Consider the following 15,509-nt stretch of genomic DNA (forward strand, 5'->3'; position numbering starts at 1 on the left):
ATTTCGATGGGTGATCGACCCGCTTCCACCGCAAGGCGGAAAGACCTGACAACAAGCGCGGCGCCGGTCGCTCCGGGTTCGGCGACGGCCACTGACGCCCAGATGGTCGCCAGGCTGATGGCGGTCATCGCCCGTCGGGACCTGGAAATCGACGGGCTGCGTCGCGATCATCGGGATCTGACGGCCAGGGTGGACGACCTGGCGGTCCAGATCGCGGCCCTGCGCACGCGGCCGACGCCCAAAATCATCCGCGTTGTCCGCAAGCGTTTGCGGGCGCTCGGCCTCTTGCCGAACCCGACCACCGGCGAGACGCCGAAAGGCCAGGGCCTGACGACCCTTCAGGACGCGCTCGCGGCCGCGCCGGAGGCGTTGAAGCCCTTTCTGGAGCCTCTGGACCGCTACGAGGCCTGGCAGGCCGCCAACGCCTTCACGGCCGTGGCCCGCGCCGATCTTCAGCAGGCCCTGGAGGCTTCCGGCGCCGATCTGCGTATTTCGGTGATCACGCCCGTCTTCAACACGCCGGCCTATCAGCTGGAAGAGATGGTCGAATCCGTCCTGGGCCAAGTCTATCAGAACTGGGAGCTGTGCATCGTCGACGACGCCAGTTCCTCGGCGGAGACCCGCGAGATTCTCGACGGGCTGGCGGCCCGCGACCCGCGCATCCGGGTTGCGCATCAAGGCGTCAACGGCGGGATCAGCGCCGCGACGAACGCGGCCGTCGCCATGGCCACGGGGGAGGTCATCGCCTTCCTCGACCACGACGATCTTCTGACCCCCGATTGCCTGGCCGAAGTCGCCCTCTATTACACCGCCCACCCCACCGCTGACCTGGTCTACAGCGACGACGACAAGATCGACGAGCGCGGTCGGCGTTACGCCCCCCAGTTCAAGCCCGACTGGGCCCCGACCCTGCTCCTGTCCTATATGTACATGGGCCACGTCCTGACGGTCCGCCGCAGCCTGTTCCAGAGGCTCGGCGGCTTCCGCTCCGGCTTCGACGGCTCCCAGGATTACGACTTCGCGCTGCGCGCCACGGAACAGGCCCGCCACATCGGCCATATCCCCCGGGTCCTGTACAACTGGCGCGCCACGGCCGGCTCCACCGCCCTGTCCGGCGACGCCAAGCCCGAAAGCTTCGAGGCCGGCCGCAAGGCCGTCGAAGAGGCCATGCAGCGACGCAAGATCGACGCCGGGGTCCTGCACCCGGCATGGGCGCTCCAGACCCGGGTCGGCATGTATGCCCTGGAGTTCCCCGACACCGGCCCGTCGGTCACCATCATCATTCCGACCTACAACAAGGTCGACCTGCTGTCCGACTGCGTCGCCTCCCTGTCGAAGACCACCTACGACAACTACAGCGTCCTCGTCGTCGACAACGGCAGCGACGATCCGGACACGATCGCCTATCTCGAACGCCTTCGACAGACGCCCGGCTTCAGCGTCCTCGGCGTACCGCGCGGGCCGAACGGGTTCAGCTTCGCGGCGGTCATGAACGAGGCGGTTCGACACGCCGACGGCGACTTCGTCCTCTTCCTGAACAACGACACAAAGGTCATCAACGAGCGCTGGCTGAGCCAGATGGTCGGATATGGCCGGATGGAAGGGGTCGGATCGGTCGGAGCCCGGCTGCTGTTCGGAGACAACACCGTCCAGCACGCGGGCATTGTGCACGGCTACAACGAGGGCCTGGTGGGGCACGCCTTCCGCGGCGCCCCCGCGCACGACTGGGGCTATATGGGCTTCATGCGGACGGCACGCGAATATTCCGCCGTCACGGCCGCCTGCGTCCTGACCCCGCGCGCGCTTTTCGAGAGTCTGGGAGGCTTCGACGAGGCCCGGTTCGCGGTTGCCTACAATGACGTAGACTACGGGTTCCGACTGGTCGCCAACGGCTATGGCTGTGTCTACTGCCCCGAAGCCGAGCTCTACCATCTGGAAGGAAAATCCAGGGGCCAGCGCGACAACCCCAGGGAGGTGATCGCCCTGCGTGAGACGTACCGCGATTGGCGGGAGGGCTTCTACAACCCCAATCTGTCGCTCGACAACGAACAGTTCGAGCCCGCGGCGCGCCGGCTGCCCCTGCGGGCTTCGCGGCCGATCCGGGTGGCCGCCGTGACCCACAACCTGAGACTGGAAGGCGCGCCGAACACCCTGCTGGACCTTCTGGTCGGTCTGAAGCGGGCAGGTGTGATCGATCCGGTCGTGCTGAGCCCAAGCGACGGCCCGCTGGCGGAGGCCTATGCGCGCGAAGGCATCGAGGTGCGGCTGTTCCGCCAGCCCGCCCCTCAATCAAGCCTGTCCGACTTTCTGACGCTTCGCCACGCGCTCGGCGAGACCTTCGCCGCTGTCGGCGCCGAGGTTGTCGTGGCCAATACCCTGACGGCCTACTACGCGGTCTCGGCGGCCGCCGATCTCGGCCTGGCCTCGATCTGGTGCCAGCACGAGAGCGAGCCCTGGGAAACCTATTTCAACGACCTGACGCCGGGGGTTCGCAGCCATGCCTATGCCGCCTTCGGTCAGGCCTATGCCGTCACCTATGTCGCCGAGGCGACCCGGCGACGGTGGCAGCCGGTGCAGACCCGCCACAACGCCGTGACCATCCGCCACGGCATCCCGCCGGAACGGCTGGAGGCCGAGGTGTCGCGCTGGACCCGCGTCGAGGCGCGGCGACATCTTCAGGTGCGAGGCGACGAACTCGTGCTGATCCTGATCGGCACGGTCTGCCGCCGGAAAGGCCAGATGGATCTGGTCAAGGCGCTCGCCGGCATGTCGGAGAGCGCGGCGGCGAACCTGCGCGTCTTCATCGTCGGCGCCCATGTCGAGGCTGACTACGCCACAGACGTCGCACGCACGATTGCCGACCTGGCCCCGGCGGTTTCGGCGAACGTCGACCTCGTCGGCTCCGTCGAGGATATGACGGTCTACTATGCCGCGGCGGACATCTTCGTCTGCACCTCGCGGATCGAGAGCGCGCCGCGCGTGATCGTCGAGGCCATGGCCTTCAGCCTGCCGATCATCACCACCCCGGTCTTCGGGATTCCGGAGCTGGTCGGTCGCGACGTCAATGCCCTGTTCTACCCCCCTGACGACGTGATGGCCCTGAAGGATCTGATCCTCGGTCTGGCCGTGGACGCCGGCCGCCGGCGGCGCCTCGGCGACGCCAGTCTCGACGTCCTGCACAGCCGGCCAGGTTACAGAGAGATGCTCGTCGGCTATTCAGCCCTCATTCGCGAAGCCGCGCTTCTCAACGCCGCCAACACCCTCCCCGAGTTGACCTCATGACCGCTTCCAGCACCGCAACCGCTCACTGGGACCGGATGTACGAGACCTCGACCCGGTCGGCCTGGACGCAAAATCCGATCGTCGAACAGGCCCTCTATCATCGCATGACCGATCAGTCGGGCTTCTGGCTGGAATGGGTCTTCACGCAGAAGCTTTCTCCGGCCAACCGGGTTCTTTCGATCGGCTGCGGCGACGGTGGCCATGAGCTCATGATGGCCCAGCGCGGCCATGCCCAACACATCGTGGCGTTCGACGCCTCGCCCGTCGCCATCGAACAGGCCACCGCCAATGCCCGCGCGCTCTCTTTGAACGTGGACTTTTCGGTCCGGCTTTTCGAGTCGTTCGTCGCCGATCCCGGACCCGCCAATCAGTATGACGTCGTCCTGTTCTCGGGGTCGCTGCACCATGTGACGGACATCGAGGGCATGCTGTCGGCTGTCCGGACTGTTTTGGCGCCGGGCGGGCACGTCATCGTCAACGAATACTGCGGCCCCTGCTACCAGATCTATCCCGTCTCGCAGGTCGAGATCGTGAACCGGGTGCTTGATCGCATCGCCCCGATCTTCAGGATGGCTGACGAGCGGCTGACGCTGCCGACGATCGACATGATCATGGCGAACGATCCGACAGAGGGCGTGCGCTCCGCCCTGATCCCGATCCTCACGCCCATGTATTTCGAACCGGTCTACGAGCGGTTCGTGGGCGGCGGCCTGCTGCACCCCCTGTTCGGCTATCTGAACGGGGCGAAGGTCAACGACGGGTCGCCGGAAAGCACCGCCCTGGTTCAGATGCTCATCGCCCTGGAGGACGAACTGACCCTGGCCGGCGCGTTGAAGCACGACTTCATGCTGGGCATCTACCGCAAGCCCTGAGGCTCCGTCAGGCCGGAACGTGTGAGAGGTCGAGACCCCGCATCTCGAGCGTTCCGTCGAGGGCCGGCATCATCAGGCTGATCCTGAAATCGGCCGGCGCCGCTTCCGGCCAGACATGGGTCAGGGTGAGCTCGTACAGCCCCTCCCGTTCGAGGATCTGGTGGAAGCTGGCCACCGAGACGCCAAACCCCCACTCGATCAGGAGATCCGCCTTGCCCGGAGGATCAAGGTAGAAGGAGGCCTTCGCCTGCCAGGCGCCGGCCGGAAGGGCGATATTGGGGCCATTCAGCAAGAGCCGGCGGCGGCCCAGCAACCCGATCGTCGGCGATCCGCCCGGGCTCCCATCCTTCGTCGGATAGACGAACAGGTCCGCGGGCCAATGGACACGGACGCCCGGCGCCGGGGGCAGGACCTCGTAGAGGCTGAGCGGACTGGCCGGGTCGGTGACGGAGTCGAACTCGATCTGGTGGCGGGAAATGCGTCCCAGACCCGGCGTCTCGATGAAGGCGTCCGTATTCTGGAAGACGGCGGCGCCCGCGACAGCCAGCGTGCTGCACAGGGCGAAACGGTTTGAGGTGTGATAGATGGCGTCGGGCCGGGGCAGATGAAGGCTCGCCTCCGAGACCGAAATCGCCTCCTCGGGCGTACAGCCGAGGATGATCCAGTGATCCGGCGCGAGGCTCGCGCCGGACGCGTCCCAGCCGACGATCAGCGCGGACCGCCCCTCGGCGAGGGCCGGTTCATCGCCGCCCCAGTATTCGACATAGTCCCAGTCCGCGGCCTGGCAGGCCTGAGCGAACTGCGCCCGCCAAAAATCCGAGTCCCGCGCCGGGACCTGGAGAACACGCACACGCATAGGCGAACTCATGCGGCGCGCAGCCAAGTGTAGATGTCGATCGCTTCCTCGACATCGTTGAACATCCGGGCCCGCCCGCCCTCGATAATCAGGGCTCGGTCACACAGGCTGCCGATCATGTGCATGTCATGCGACGCCATGAGGAAGGCGCGGTCGCCCCGTCGTTCGAACAGCTCTTCATTGCACTTGCGCTGGAAGCGGGCGTCGCCGACGGACACCAGTTCGTCGATCAGATAGCAGTCGAACTCGATCGCCAGGGACAGGCCGAACGCCAGCCTGGCCCTCATGCCCGACGAATAGTGTTTCACCGGCCGGTGCAGGGCGGAGCCGAGCTCGGCGAACCCCTCGACCCGGTCGAAAACGTCCTGGTAGGATCGATGGTAGATCCGCGTGATGAAACGGATGTTGTCGATGCCTGTCAGGCTGCCCTGAAAGCCGCCGCCGAAGCCGATCGGCCAGGAGGAGGTCATGTCCCAGCGGACGGTCCCCTCCGACTGGGGCAGGATCCCGCCCAGGATCTTGATCAGGGTCGATTTTCCCTGCCCGTTGCGCCCCAGAACCGCCAGGCGGTCCTGGCGACCAAGGTCGAACGAGAGATCAGAAAACACAGGCTTCGACCCGGGCGTCGGATAGACCTTGCCCAGATTCTCGACGCGCAAACCAACCCCGTGGGCCGAACTCATTAGTGAGACCCGCTCTCTCTCACACTGGCGACGGCCAACCAGCCGATGGCGTAGACGATGAGCATGGTGGCGAACACCGACAGGATCATGAACCAGCGCTTCGGCTCTTCAGCGTGGTCCGGCAGGCTCGCGCTCACCACACGCTCCAGATAGAGGTGCTGGCGACGCGCATCGAGCTGAGCGGCGTTGAGCGCCGCCGTCGCGGAGGTGACCAGCCGGTCCGCGAACTCCTTCTCCAGAGCCAGGTCCTCGTAGGCCGAGATTTTCGGCGCGAGCGAGTCGGCCTGACCCGCGACCTTTTGCTCTTCAAGGGCGATCTGCGCGCTGAGAGCGCGGATCCGGCTGTCCAGCGTCGGGAGTTGGGGGCTGGCCGGCGTATCCGACGCGACCTGGGCCCGCTCGGCGTTGAGGGTCGCCAGCGCCAGCTTCAGTTCGCCGATCAGCTGAGTGCTCGCCAGAGCGGTGCGGGCGGGATCGATTATGCCTTCGCGGTTCCGGAAGGCGGTCAAGGCGGCCTGTGCGGTGTTCAGCCGACGCTGGGCCTCTTCCAGGGTCCGGGTCGCCTCCCGGACGGCGTCGCTCGACGACCGTTCGTTCAGACGATTCACCAGCTGCTCACCGCCGGACAGAAGGGTGTCGTTGATCTTGCGCGCCTCCTCGGCCGAGAAGGCCTCGACCCGCAAGGTGCTGATACCCGTGGTGGATTCGTAGCCGACCGTCACATAGGACTGGAAGCCCTTGTACAGGCTCTCCCTGGAACCGCCGCTCCACGGATGCGGCCGGCGCGACAGGAAGTCGATCCCCGGACGACCGTAGACCTTACGAAGATCAACCGCGCGCTGAACGTCCTGCAGGCTGTCCCGAGAGGTGATGTACTCATGAACCGCGAAGGCGTTCGAGGAGCCGCTGGTCAGGCCGACGCCCTGCAGGGCCGCCCCGAGCGTGGACGGCTGGTCCATGCCCGCGGATCGCACCATGAAACGCGATTCCGAAACATACCGGGGGCTCGCGAGCACCAGGAAGTACAACATCGCCAGAAGAGTGGGGACCACGACGACCAGGACGAAGGCCCGCGGCAACTTCCTGAAGAAGGCCAGCCCACGGGGAAGGCCGTCCGACGACGGGCGCTCGGTCGGACCCAGATACCGGAGTTCGGGCTGATTCATCGATCGCTTTCGTTTGATTTCAACTGCGCGGTTTAGGGGGTTTGCTATTCGATGTCGAGGAAGCGCTGTGTTTGCGACAACAGCATCAAAGCCAGCAAATTCAGTCCCAAAGCCCATGCCAGAGCATAGCCGATGTCATAATGCGTCGGCACGAACTCGCCGAACACCGAGGCCCGAATCATCTCGACCGTATGGGGCAGGGGATTGAGCAGATAGATGCCCTGATACCGCTGCGGCACCCAGTCCACCATGATGAAGGCCCCCGATAATGGGATCATCAGGTACATGGAGACCGGAAGAATCCGCTCCATCACCTCGAAGCGGATGCCCAGCGCCGCGACGCAGACCCCGAACCCGTGGGACAGCAGGGCCATCAGGATATAGCCGCCGTACAGGAGGATATAGTTCGACGGCAGCTCGACGAGGCCGAGCAGCAGCAGCAGAACATAGACAATGAAGAAGGCGACCGTGCCGCCCGCCATCTCCATCAGGGTCCGCGAGATATAGATGTGCAGCGGGTGCACGCGCCGATGGTAGAGCAGGCCCACATTGGCCTGCAGCGCCCCACTCGCCTGGCTGACGACGTGGCGGAAGAGAAGGATCGACATATAGCCCGTCATCACGAACGGGGCGACGCGGATACCGTGCTCGTACTCCGGCTTGAGGACCCACCACAGGGTCATGACCCCGAGGCAGAACATCAGGGGCTCGCCCACCAGCCACAGAAACCCGAGGCCCTCGCGGCCGAAGCGCGTGACGATCTCGCGCATGACCAACGAACCGATGATGGTCGAATGGCGGTGGATGAAGCGAAACATTAGTGTGTCCTGGCGCCGCCCGGGCGTGGAGCGCAAAAGTCCCCGCAGAGGCCGTAGCATGGCCCCTCGGGCGACGGAATACGCGAGACGCGCGAACATCCGGACGGACGCCGGAGGATCGACCGGCCCGCGGCGCGGACCCCGATGCGCTCGAAAGCGCCGTCATGGGTTTGGAGGGAGAATGGTGGACGCGACAGGGATTGAACCTGTGACCCCTACGATGTCAACGTAGTGCTCTCCCGCTGAGCTACGCGTCCGCCTTGACGGTTCCGAGGTCGCCGCAGCGGCTCCGGAACGGGAAGGCGCGGTCTATAGCCCGTGATCGGCGCGGGCCGCAAGGGGCTTTTCCCTCTATTTCCAACGACCGTCGTTTCCGCGCGCCCGGGGCGTTCAGGTCGCGACGTCCGGCATCGTCCGGCCGGTGAAGCGCTCGATCCCGGCGATGGCCTTGCCGGCCTCGACCAGAGCAGACAGGGCCTCGGCCGGATCGGCGTCGAGAACGCCGTCGGCGGGCTCGTAGCGCTCGATATAGACCCGCAGGGTCGCGCCGGAGGTTCCCGTGCCCGACAGGCGATAGACGACGCGCGAGCCGCCCTCGAACAGGATCCGCAAGCCCTGGCCCTCGCTGACCGACCCGTCGACGGGATCGACGTAGGCGAAGTCGTCGGCGGACGCGATGACGAGGTCGCCGTGGCGTTGGCCCGGCAGCCAGGCCAGCCGGCCGCGCAGCGCGGCCATCAGGGCGTCGGCGCCCTCGCTGGAGACGCCCTCATAGTCGTGGCGGACATAGTAGTTGCGGCCAAACCGGCGCCAGTGCTCCTGGATCAGTTCGTCGACCGACACCCCGCGCACAGCGAGAATGTTGAGCCACAGCAGGACCGCCCAGAGCCCGTCCTTCTCGCGCACATGGTCGGACCCCGCCCCGGCGCTCTCCTCGCCGCACAGGGTGACCTGGCCGGCGTCGAGCAGGTTGCCGAAGAATTTCCAGCCGGTCGGCGTTTCATGGAGGGGAATGTCCAGGGCGGCGGCGACCCGGTCCACCGCGGCGCTGGTCGGCATCGACCGCGCCACGCCAGCCAGTCCCCGGGCATAGCCGGGCGCGAGATGGGCGTTCGCCGCCAGGATGGCCAGCGCGTCTGAGGGCGCCACGAACCGGCCGCGTCCGATGACCAGGTTGCGGTCGCCATCCCCGTCCGAGGCGGCCCCGAAATCGGGCGCGTCGGGGCCCATCATCCGGTCGTAGAGCTCACGGGCGTGGACAATGTTGGGGTCTGGGTGATGGCCGCCGAAATCCTCAAGCGGGACGCCGTTGACCACCGAGCCCGGCGTGAAGCCCAGCCGCCGCTCGAGGATTTCATGGGCATAGGGGCCGGTGACCGCGCTCATGGCGTCGAAGGACAGGGTGAACCCCCTGGCCCGATGCGCCCGGATGGCATCGAAGTCGAACAGGGTCTCCATCAGGTCGGCGTAGGCGGCGACCGGATCGATGATCTCCACCACCATATCCCCGACCCGGGTCTCGCCCAGGGTTTCGAGGTCGATATCCGCCCCGCCTTCCAGGGTCAGATAGCGGTCCAGCACCAGGCTGCGCGCATGGATGGCGCCGGTCACCGATTCCGGCGCCGGACCCCCGTTGGCGATATTGTACTTGATCCCGAAATCGCCGTCCGGACCGCCGGGATTGTGGCTCGCGGACAGGATCAGGCCGCCTAGCGCGCCGTTCAGGCGGATCACATGACTGGCCGCGGGCGTCGACAGGATGCCGCCCCGGCCGATGAGCACGCGTGCGAAGCCGTTGGCCGCCGCCATGCGGACAGCCTTGCCGATGACCTCGCGATTCAGAAAGCGGCCGTCGCCGCCGATGACCAGGACGGCGCCGGCCTTGTCGGCCAGAACGTCGAAGACCGACTGGATGAAGGTCTCGGCGTAGTGGGGCTGCTGAAAGACGCCGACCGCCTTCCGCAGGCCGGAGGTGCCGGGCTTCTGATCGGAAAACGGGGTCACCGAAACGGTCGAAATCAAGGGTCGCCCTCGCGCAGCCGGAAAATCGGGGAGGTTTTGAACACAGCGTGCATCGATTTGCACTGCCAAAACCACGACCGCCCGGCCGGGGGCCGTTTGCCGTCGGCCACGGCAACGCTGGCCATAACCGCTTGTTTCAGAAATGATGCAAATGACCGGGGGGTTCAGGGTTCGTTGCGTACTGGGGAGTTCGCCGTGGGGCTTCATTCTAATCGGAAAGATCCGGGCCGCTGGAAGAGCTGGGGCGTGACCGCCTGCCTCGGCGGCCTGTTGCTCCTGCCGCTCGCCGCCTGTGGCGGCGGAGGCGGCGGCACGGGCGGAGGGGTGGTCACACCGCCCGTCACCCCTCCGGTGACGCCGCCGCCCCCTCCCCCGCCGCCGCCGCCACCACCGCCACCGCCACCACCGCCACCGCCACCGCCGGCCGTGCCCTCGGCGACCTCGAGCGAGTACCTGCGCAACTACGGCGTGGCCAACGTCGGGGCGATGACCGCCTGGAACAGCGGCTGGACCGGAACCGGCGTCACCGTCGGCGTCATCGACACCGGCATCCAGATGGACCAGGCGGACCTGGCCGGACGGATCTCGTCGCTGTCGACCGACATCGTCTCGGGCCGCAACGCGCCCGGCGGGACCTCCAACCACGGCACCTTCGTCTCGGGCGTCATCGCCGCCGGCTTCAACGGCTTCGGCACCGTGGGCGTGGCCTATAACTCGACCGTCCTGTCGGTCCGGGCCGACGTCAGCACCTGCACCGACCCCGACGACGACACCTGCTTCAAGAGCAGCGACCTGGCGCGGGCCATCGACTACGCCGTGGCCAATGGCGCCCGGGTGATCAACATGTCCCTGGGCGGGGACGGGACCCTCGGCGCGACCTTCGAGGCAGCTCTTCTGCGCGCCGTCAACGCCGGGGTGGTGTTCGCCATCTCCTCGGGCAACGACAGCGGGACCAATCCCGAATATCCGGGCCGTTACGCCACCGACCCCCGCTTCGCCGGCAGCATCATCGTGGTCGGCGCCCACAACTCGGCCAACACCATCGCCGACTTCTCCAACCGCGCCGGCGTCTCGGCCCAGGACTTCCTGAGCGCGCCCGGGGTGGACATCATCAGCATCTGTGACGGGACCAGCTGCTACAAGGGCAGCGGCACCTCCTTCTCCTCGCCCGCCGTGGCCGGGGCCCTGGCCCTGCTGATCGAGGCCTTCCCCAATCTGACCGGCAAGCAGGCTGTGGATCTGCTGCTGCGCACGGCGCGCGACGCCGGCGACACCGGGACCGACATCGTCTACGGACGCGGCCTGCTGGACCTGGCCCGCGCCTTCGCCCCCGTGGGGACCACCAGCACCCCCTCGGCGACCGGCGGTCTGGTGCGCGTGTCCGTCGAGCCGGGCGCCTTCATCGGCGGCGCCTTCGGCGATGCGCTCAGCCGCACCACGGCGCTGGAGACGGTCACCCGCGACGAATACGACCGCCTGTTCCGCACTGATCTGGGCGCCGCCTATCCGACGGCGCCGAAGCGCAGCTATCAGCCCGAGGCCCGGCAGGCGTCACAGACGGCCCGGCTGGACTTCGCCATGCCGGACGGCACCCGCCTGAACCTCATGGCCTCAACCCCGGCGCCGGAGCCGGAGGCGGTGGTGGCGCGCATCACCCCCTTCGACGCCCCCTGGCTGGGCGCCGAACCGCGTCAGGCGGCCATGCTGGACCTGACCGTCGGCCGCTACGGCTTCTCGGCCTGGCAGGGTCAGGGCGGAGCGCGTTCGCCCTTCCGTTCGGCCTCGGGCGACGGCTTCGCGGCCCTGGCCAACGCCGACCACGCGGTGCGCGGTGCGGTCAACCTGGGCGCCCTGACCTTCACCGCCGAGACCGGCGGCGGCGACCGGACTTCCTTCCTGCGGCCGGTGGTGCGCGACGCCTCCACCTATGCCCGCGCGGCCCTGGACTGGCGCACGGCGAAGGGCGGGCTGAACCTGAGCTTCGGTCATCTGGACGAGCGGATGGGACCGCTGGGGGCCTATTTCCCGGTCGGATCGGATCTGGCCCTGCCGTCGAAGACCACCTTCTCGGCCGTCGGCGGCGACTGGCGGATCGCGAAGCACGCCTGGTTCAGCAGCGAATTCGGCCTCGGCCGCACCGAGCTGGACGGCAGTCTGCTGAGCCTGGACGGGGCGGCGATCTCCTCGACCTGGCGCGCGGCCCTGACCGCCGACTGCCCGTCCTGGGCCCCCTGGTGCGCCAGCCTGACCTTTGAGGCGTCGCAGCCGCTGCGCATCGAAAGCGGGACCTTCTCGGCCCGGCTGGCCGATGTGCCGCTCGAGTATTTCGACCCGACCACCTTCTCGACGCGGCGCTTCTCCGCCTCGCCCTCGGGCCGCGAGATCGACTGGACCTTGCGCAGCCTGCACCGCCTGCCCGACGGCTCGGCCCTGCGTCTGGAGGCGGTCGCCATCAGCCAGGAACAGCACCGCCGCGACGCCGCCATGGGCTATGCCCTGCTGGCCAGCTGGGCGCGCGGCTTCTGATCGCGAACCCCGGCGCGGGCTCCCGCTTGAGGCATTGGGGGTCCGCGCCGGCATCGTGTGACGATTGTGACGAAAGGCGCTTGCGCCCGCCGGACCAAGCCGCTAGATAGCCGCCCTCGCCGAGAGGCAGTACGCACCCGTAGCTCAGCTGGATAGAGCATCAGACTACGAATCTGAGGGTCGGACGTTCGAATCGTTCCGGGTGCGCCACTTCTCCTTCAGCGACTAAAAAGCCCCGCCATCGCAAGATGGCGGGGCTTTTTGCTGTTGGGCTTCCGGGCCTTGCGAGATCAGCAGCCGGGCGCGCCCGCCGACAGATCCGGCGACACCACCCCGACGTTCCAGTTCCAGGCCAGGTTCAGGGCCTGACGGCGGCAGACGGCGGAGCGGTGCAGGTCGAACATACCGGGCATGAGGTCGTGGCCGGCCTCGGGAACCGCCTTGAAGGTCAGATAGGCCTCGTCCGTACCGTAGGGGCTCCAGACGACGGCGCCGGGTGCCTCGGGGCGGCCGGTTTTCACGAAGGAGGCCCAATAGCCGACCATGGCCTGTGACAGGGCGTGCTCCTCGGCCGTATCCGGGATGGCGGGCCAGCGCGGCGTGGTGCGGTCGGTGTTGCCGAACATGAAGGGCAGTTCCGAGGCGTGGAAGCCGTGCAGGTTCGCCTGATCCGCCGCCGGATAGCCGTGATCGAACAGATAGAGGAAGGACGGCTTGCCCAGCGCCGTCTGGTCGCGCACCAGCCGCTCCGAGGTCCAGCCGTAGAGGGCGTCGCGGGTCGTGGCCAGAACGCTCTCGCCCAGGTCCGACGACGGATAGAGCCGCAGGAATTCGTCGGCCAGATCGCCGTAGCGAGCGCGGATCACGGCCTCATAGTCGGCGGCGGTCCGGGGCGCGGGCGGGGCGAGGACGCGGAGCGACCGGATCTCGCCGCTGTTGAAGCCGGCGAGGATCGGCACGGGCGCCTGTTTGCCCTGGGCGAAGACGTCGATCAGCTGGCCGGTCAGGACCTTGCCGTCCACGGCCCCGAACGGCGAGAAGCCGGACATGGCCGCGGCGTCGGTCAGCTCCTGCGCATCCTTCCCGCGCAGCACTTGCAGACTGGGCGCCTGAAGCGCGCGGGCCAGATTGGTCCCCGCCGTCTCGGCCGAGGGGGCGCCGTAGCGGGCGTCCTTCAGCTCGGGGGTGGAGATCATATAGGCGCTCTGGGCGATGGCGCGCTGGAACAGCCCCCGGGCGATGGGCGAGGCCATCAGATACATGACGCTGAGCCCGCCGGCGGATTCACCCGCGATGGTCACCTGCTCCGGATCGCCCCCGAAGGCCGCGATGTTGCGCTTGACCCAGGTCAGGGCCGCGACCTGATCCATCAGGCCGTAGTTGCCGGAGATCCCGACCGGGGATTCCGCGCTGAGATCGGGATGGGCGAGGAAGCCCAGCACGCCGAGGCGATAGTTGATCGACACGACGACGATCCCCTGTCTGGCCAGGGCGGCGCCGTCATAGAGGGGTTCCTTGCTGGAACCCGCGACGAGGGCCCCGCCGTGGATCCAGACCATGACCGGCGCCTTGCCGGTCGTGTTCGGCGTCCAGACGTTCAGGGTCAGGCAGTCCTCGCTGGTGCGGCCCAGATCCGACGAATAGATCGACGGCTGCCCCCGCGAGGGCTGGATGCAGGCCGCGCCGTAGTCGGAGGCGTCGCGCGTCCCCGACCAGGCCGCGATCGGGGCGGGCGGCCGCCACCGGTTCTGACCGACCGGCGGGGCGGCGTAGGGAATGCCCTTGAAGGATTCGATGCCGTCGGCGGCCCTGCCCTGAACGGCGCCGGCAGGGGCGTGGACCGTCGGCCGATCCGTCGGGGGCGGCGCGAAAGCGGTCATCAGGAAGGCGGCTGCCGCGACGGTGGCGGTCAGGAGGTTGCGCACGGACATCAGGCGTCTCCGCTCGTTTGGGGTTCGCGGCCCAGCACCTTCGCCAGCCACAGGAACAGGCCGATGGCGACGAGGTAGACGGGCGCCAAGGCGTAAAGGGCCAGCTGCAGCGAGTTGGGATGAGCCGCATGGAAGACGTCGCTGGCCATGCCCACGAAGGTCGGTCCCACGGCCATGCCGATGAAGTTCATCACAAGCAGCAGAAGGGCGCCCGACATGACCCGCTGATTGGGCTTCACCTCTTCCTGAACCAGGGCCACCGAGGACGAGAGATAGAAGTAGTTGAGGAAGGTCGGGCCGATCAGCAGGGCGAGCGCCAGCGGCCAGGACGGGGCCCAGACGAAGGCGACGTAGAAGGGCAGGGCCAGCGACAGAGAGAGGGCGGGCAGCAGGGCGTAGGCCTTCTTCGATTTGCGCGTGAACCGGTCCAGCAGCCAGCCCGAGACGAAGATGCCGCCGCTCATGCCGATGGCCACGACCAGGGCGTACCAGACGGCGACGTCGCCGAGGCCCATGCCCTTCTCGCGCATCAGGAACAGGACCGAGAAATTGCCCATGCCGTAGGTGATGATCTGGGTGATGCCGCTGGCCAGCGCCGCCAGAACCAGGGCGGGACGCGAGAAGAACATCTTCACCGTGGCCCAGAAGGGCGCCTTGGCCGGGGCGACAAAGGGCGCGCCCGCGACCTGATCCAGACCGCCGCGCTTGGGCTCCTTCACGAGGAAGGGGGTGGCGACGGCGACCACCAGACCGACGATCCCGATGGCGACGAAGGCGTCTCGCCAGCTGAACAGGGCGGCGATGGTGGCCCCGAAGGCGATGCCCAGGGCCGCGCCGACGGGGGGACCGAGATTGAACAGGCCCAGCGCCATGCCGCGTCGGCCCGCCGGGAAGTAGTCGGTGATGATGGCATAGGAGGGCGGCACGCCCCCGGCCTCGCCGAAGCCCACAGTCATCCGCGCCGTGGCCAGTTCGCCGAAGTTGCGCGACAGGCCGCAGGCCATGGTCGCCGCGCTCCAGATGCCGCAGGCGACGGAGACCACCGCCACCCGGTTGGTCCGGTCGGCCAGCCAGCCGACGGGGATGGCGATGAAACAATAGAAGAAGGCGAAGTAGAGCCCGCCCAGCAGGCCCAGCTGGCTGTCGGTGACATGCAGCGTGTCCTGGATCGGCTTGGCCAGGATCGACAGCAGCTGCCGGTCCAGGAAGTTCAGGACGTAGATGAACCACAGGGTCGCCAGGGCGATCCAGGCCCTCGCCCCTACGGATGACGTTCGGGTGGCTCCCGGCGTCGCAGTCGCCTCGATCTCGCTCATGTCGTTTCCTCGGACTGCGGGCCTTCAGACCCGTCTC

At 67.6% G+C, this 15,509-nt stretch carries 10 protein-coding genes and 2 tRNA genes; 4 read left to right on the forward strand and 8 right to left on the reverse strand.

Annotated elements, in window-relative coordinates; all coding sequences use genetic code 11:
- Nucleotides 1–6: 6 nt before the first annotated feature.
- Both ACW172_RS05665 and ACW172_RS05670 read left to right on the forward strand, forming a co-directional pair.
- Complete coding sequence (locus ACW172_RS05665; RefSeq protein ID WP_492034216.1) at nt 7–3,282, forward strand: glycosyltransferase; 3,276 nt, start codon at nt 7–9, stop codon at nt 3,280–3,282.
- Nucleotides 3,279–4,154, forward strand: coding sequence for a class I SAM-dependent methyltransferase (locus ACW172_RS05670; RefSeq protein WP_492034217.1), 876 nt, complete (start codon nt 3,279–3,281; stop codon nt 4,152–4,154). The genes ACW172_RS05665 and ACW172_RS05670 overlap by 4 nt, the downstream gene beginning before the upstream one ends.
- Nucleotides 4,155–4,161: 7 nt before the next feature.
- Here ACW172_RS05670 and ACW172_RS05675 read toward each other — a convergent pair whose 3' ends face one another.
- The 6 genes from ACW172_RS05675 to ACW172_RS05700 form a co-directional block, all read right to left on the reverse strand.
- Nucleotides 4,162–5,010 carry a hypothetical protein gene (locus ACW172_RS05675; RefSeq protein WP_492034218.1) on the reverse strand — a complete coding sequence of 283 codons (849 nt, stop codon included), beginning with the start codon at nt 5,008–5,010 and terminating at the stop codon, nt 4,162–4,164.
- Between the two features lie 8 nt (nt 5,011–5,018).
- Nucleotides 5,019–5,693: an ABC transporter ATP-binding protein gene (locus ACW172_RS05680; RefSeq protein ID WP_492034219.1), complete on the reverse strand. Its 675-nt coding sequence runs from the start codon at nt 5,691–5,693 to the stop codon at nt 5,019–5,021.
- Nucleotides 5,693–6,859, reverse strand: coding sequence for a KpsE/RkpR family capsule polysaccharide export protein (locus ACW172_RS05685; protein WP_492034220.1), 1,167 nt, complete (start codon nt 6,857–6,859; stop codon nt 5,693–5,695). The genes ACW172_RS05680 and ACW172_RS05685 overlap by 1 nt, the downstream gene beginning before the upstream one ends.
- Before the next feature lie 44 nt (nt 6,860–6,903).
- Entirely contained in the window at nt 6,904–7,677 is a 774-nt protein-coding gene (locus ACW172_RS05690; protein ID WP_492034221.1) for an ABC transporter permease, read from the reverse strand.
- 182 nt (nt 7,678–7,859) lie between these two features.
- Nucleotides 7,860–7,934 (reverse strand) — tRNA-Val (locus ACW172_RS05695).
- Between the two features lie 133 nt (nt 7,935–8,067).
- Complete coding sequence (locus ACW172_RS05700) at nt 8,068–9,681, reverse strand: alpha-D-glucose phosphate-specific phosphoglucomutase (RefSeq protein WP_492034222.1); 1,614 nt, start codon at nt 9,679–9,681, stop codon at nt 8,068–8,070.
- Between the two features lie 264 nt (nt 9,682–9,945).
- On the opposite strand from ACW172_RS05700, the gene ACW172_RS05705 reads away from it, so the two are divergent.
- Both ACW172_RS05705 and ACW172_RS05710 read left to right on the forward strand, forming a co-directional pair.
- The gene (locus ACW172_RS05705) at nt 9,946–12,225 is read left to right on the forward strand and encodes a S8 family peptidase (protein ID WP_492034223.1); all 2,280 of its coding nucleotides are present in this window, start codon (nt 9,946–9,948) and stop codon (nt 12,223–12,225) included.
- Nucleotides 12,226–12,358: 133 nt separating this feature from the next.
- Nucleotides 12,359–12,435 (forward strand) — tRNA-Arg (locus ACW172_RS05710).
- A gap of 80 nt (nt 12,436–12,515) precedes the next feature.
- On the opposite strand, the gene ACW172_RS05715 is transcribed toward ACW172_RS05710, so the two are convergent.
- Nucleotides 12,516–14,156: a carboxylesterase/lipase family protein gene (locus ACW172_RS05715; RefSeq protein WP_492034224.1), complete on the reverse strand. Its 1,641-nt coding sequence runs from the start codon at nt 14,154–14,156 to the stop codon at nt 12,516–12,518.
- The gene (locus ACW172_RS05720; RefSeq protein ID WP_492034225.1) at nt 14,156–15,472 is read right to left on the reverse strand and encodes a spinster family MFS transporter; all 1,317 of its coding nucleotides are present in this window, start codon (nt 15,470–15,472) and stop codon (nt 14,156–14,158) included. The genes ACW172_RS05715 and ACW172_RS05720 overlap by 1 nt, the downstream gene beginning before the upstream one ends.
- Nucleotides 15,473–15,509 lie beyond the last annotated feature (37 nt).

The organism is Brevundimonas sp. ALps5 (genome assembly GCF_058681645.1).

Coding starts and splice junctions, on each gene's coding strand:
- ACW172_RS05680 (WP_492034219.1), bottom strand. CDS start 5,693: ATGAGTTCGGCCCACGGGGTTGGTTTGCGCGTCGAGAATCTGGGCAAG.
- ACW172_RS05715 (WP_492034224.1), bottom strand. CDS start 14,156: ATGTCCGTGCGCAACCTCCTGACCGCCACCGTCGCGGCAGCCGCCTTC.
- ACW172_RS05670 (WP_492034217.1), top strand. CDS start 3,279: ATGACCGCTTCCAGCACCGCAACCGCTCACTGGGACCGGATGTACGAG.
- ACW172_RS05665 (WP_492034216.1), top strand. CDS start 7: ATGGGTGATCGACCCGCTTCCACCGCAAGGCGGAAAGACCTGACAACA.
- ACW172_RS05720 (WP_492034225.1), bottom strand. CDS start 15,472: ATGAGCGAGATCGAGGCGACTGCGACGCCGGGAGCCACCCGAACGTCA.
- ACW172_RS05685 (WP_492034220.1), bottom strand. CDS start 6,859: ATGAATCAGCCCGAACTCCGGTATCTGGGTCCGACCGAGCGCCCGTCG.
- ACW172_RS05675 (WP_492034218.1), bottom strand. CDS start 5,010: ATGCGTGTGCGTGTTCTCCAGGTCCCGGCGCGGGACTCGGATTTTTGG.
- ACW172_RS05690 (WP_492034221.1), bottom strand. CDS start 7,677: ATGTTTCGCTTCATCCACCGCCATTCGACCATCATCGGTTCGTTGGTC.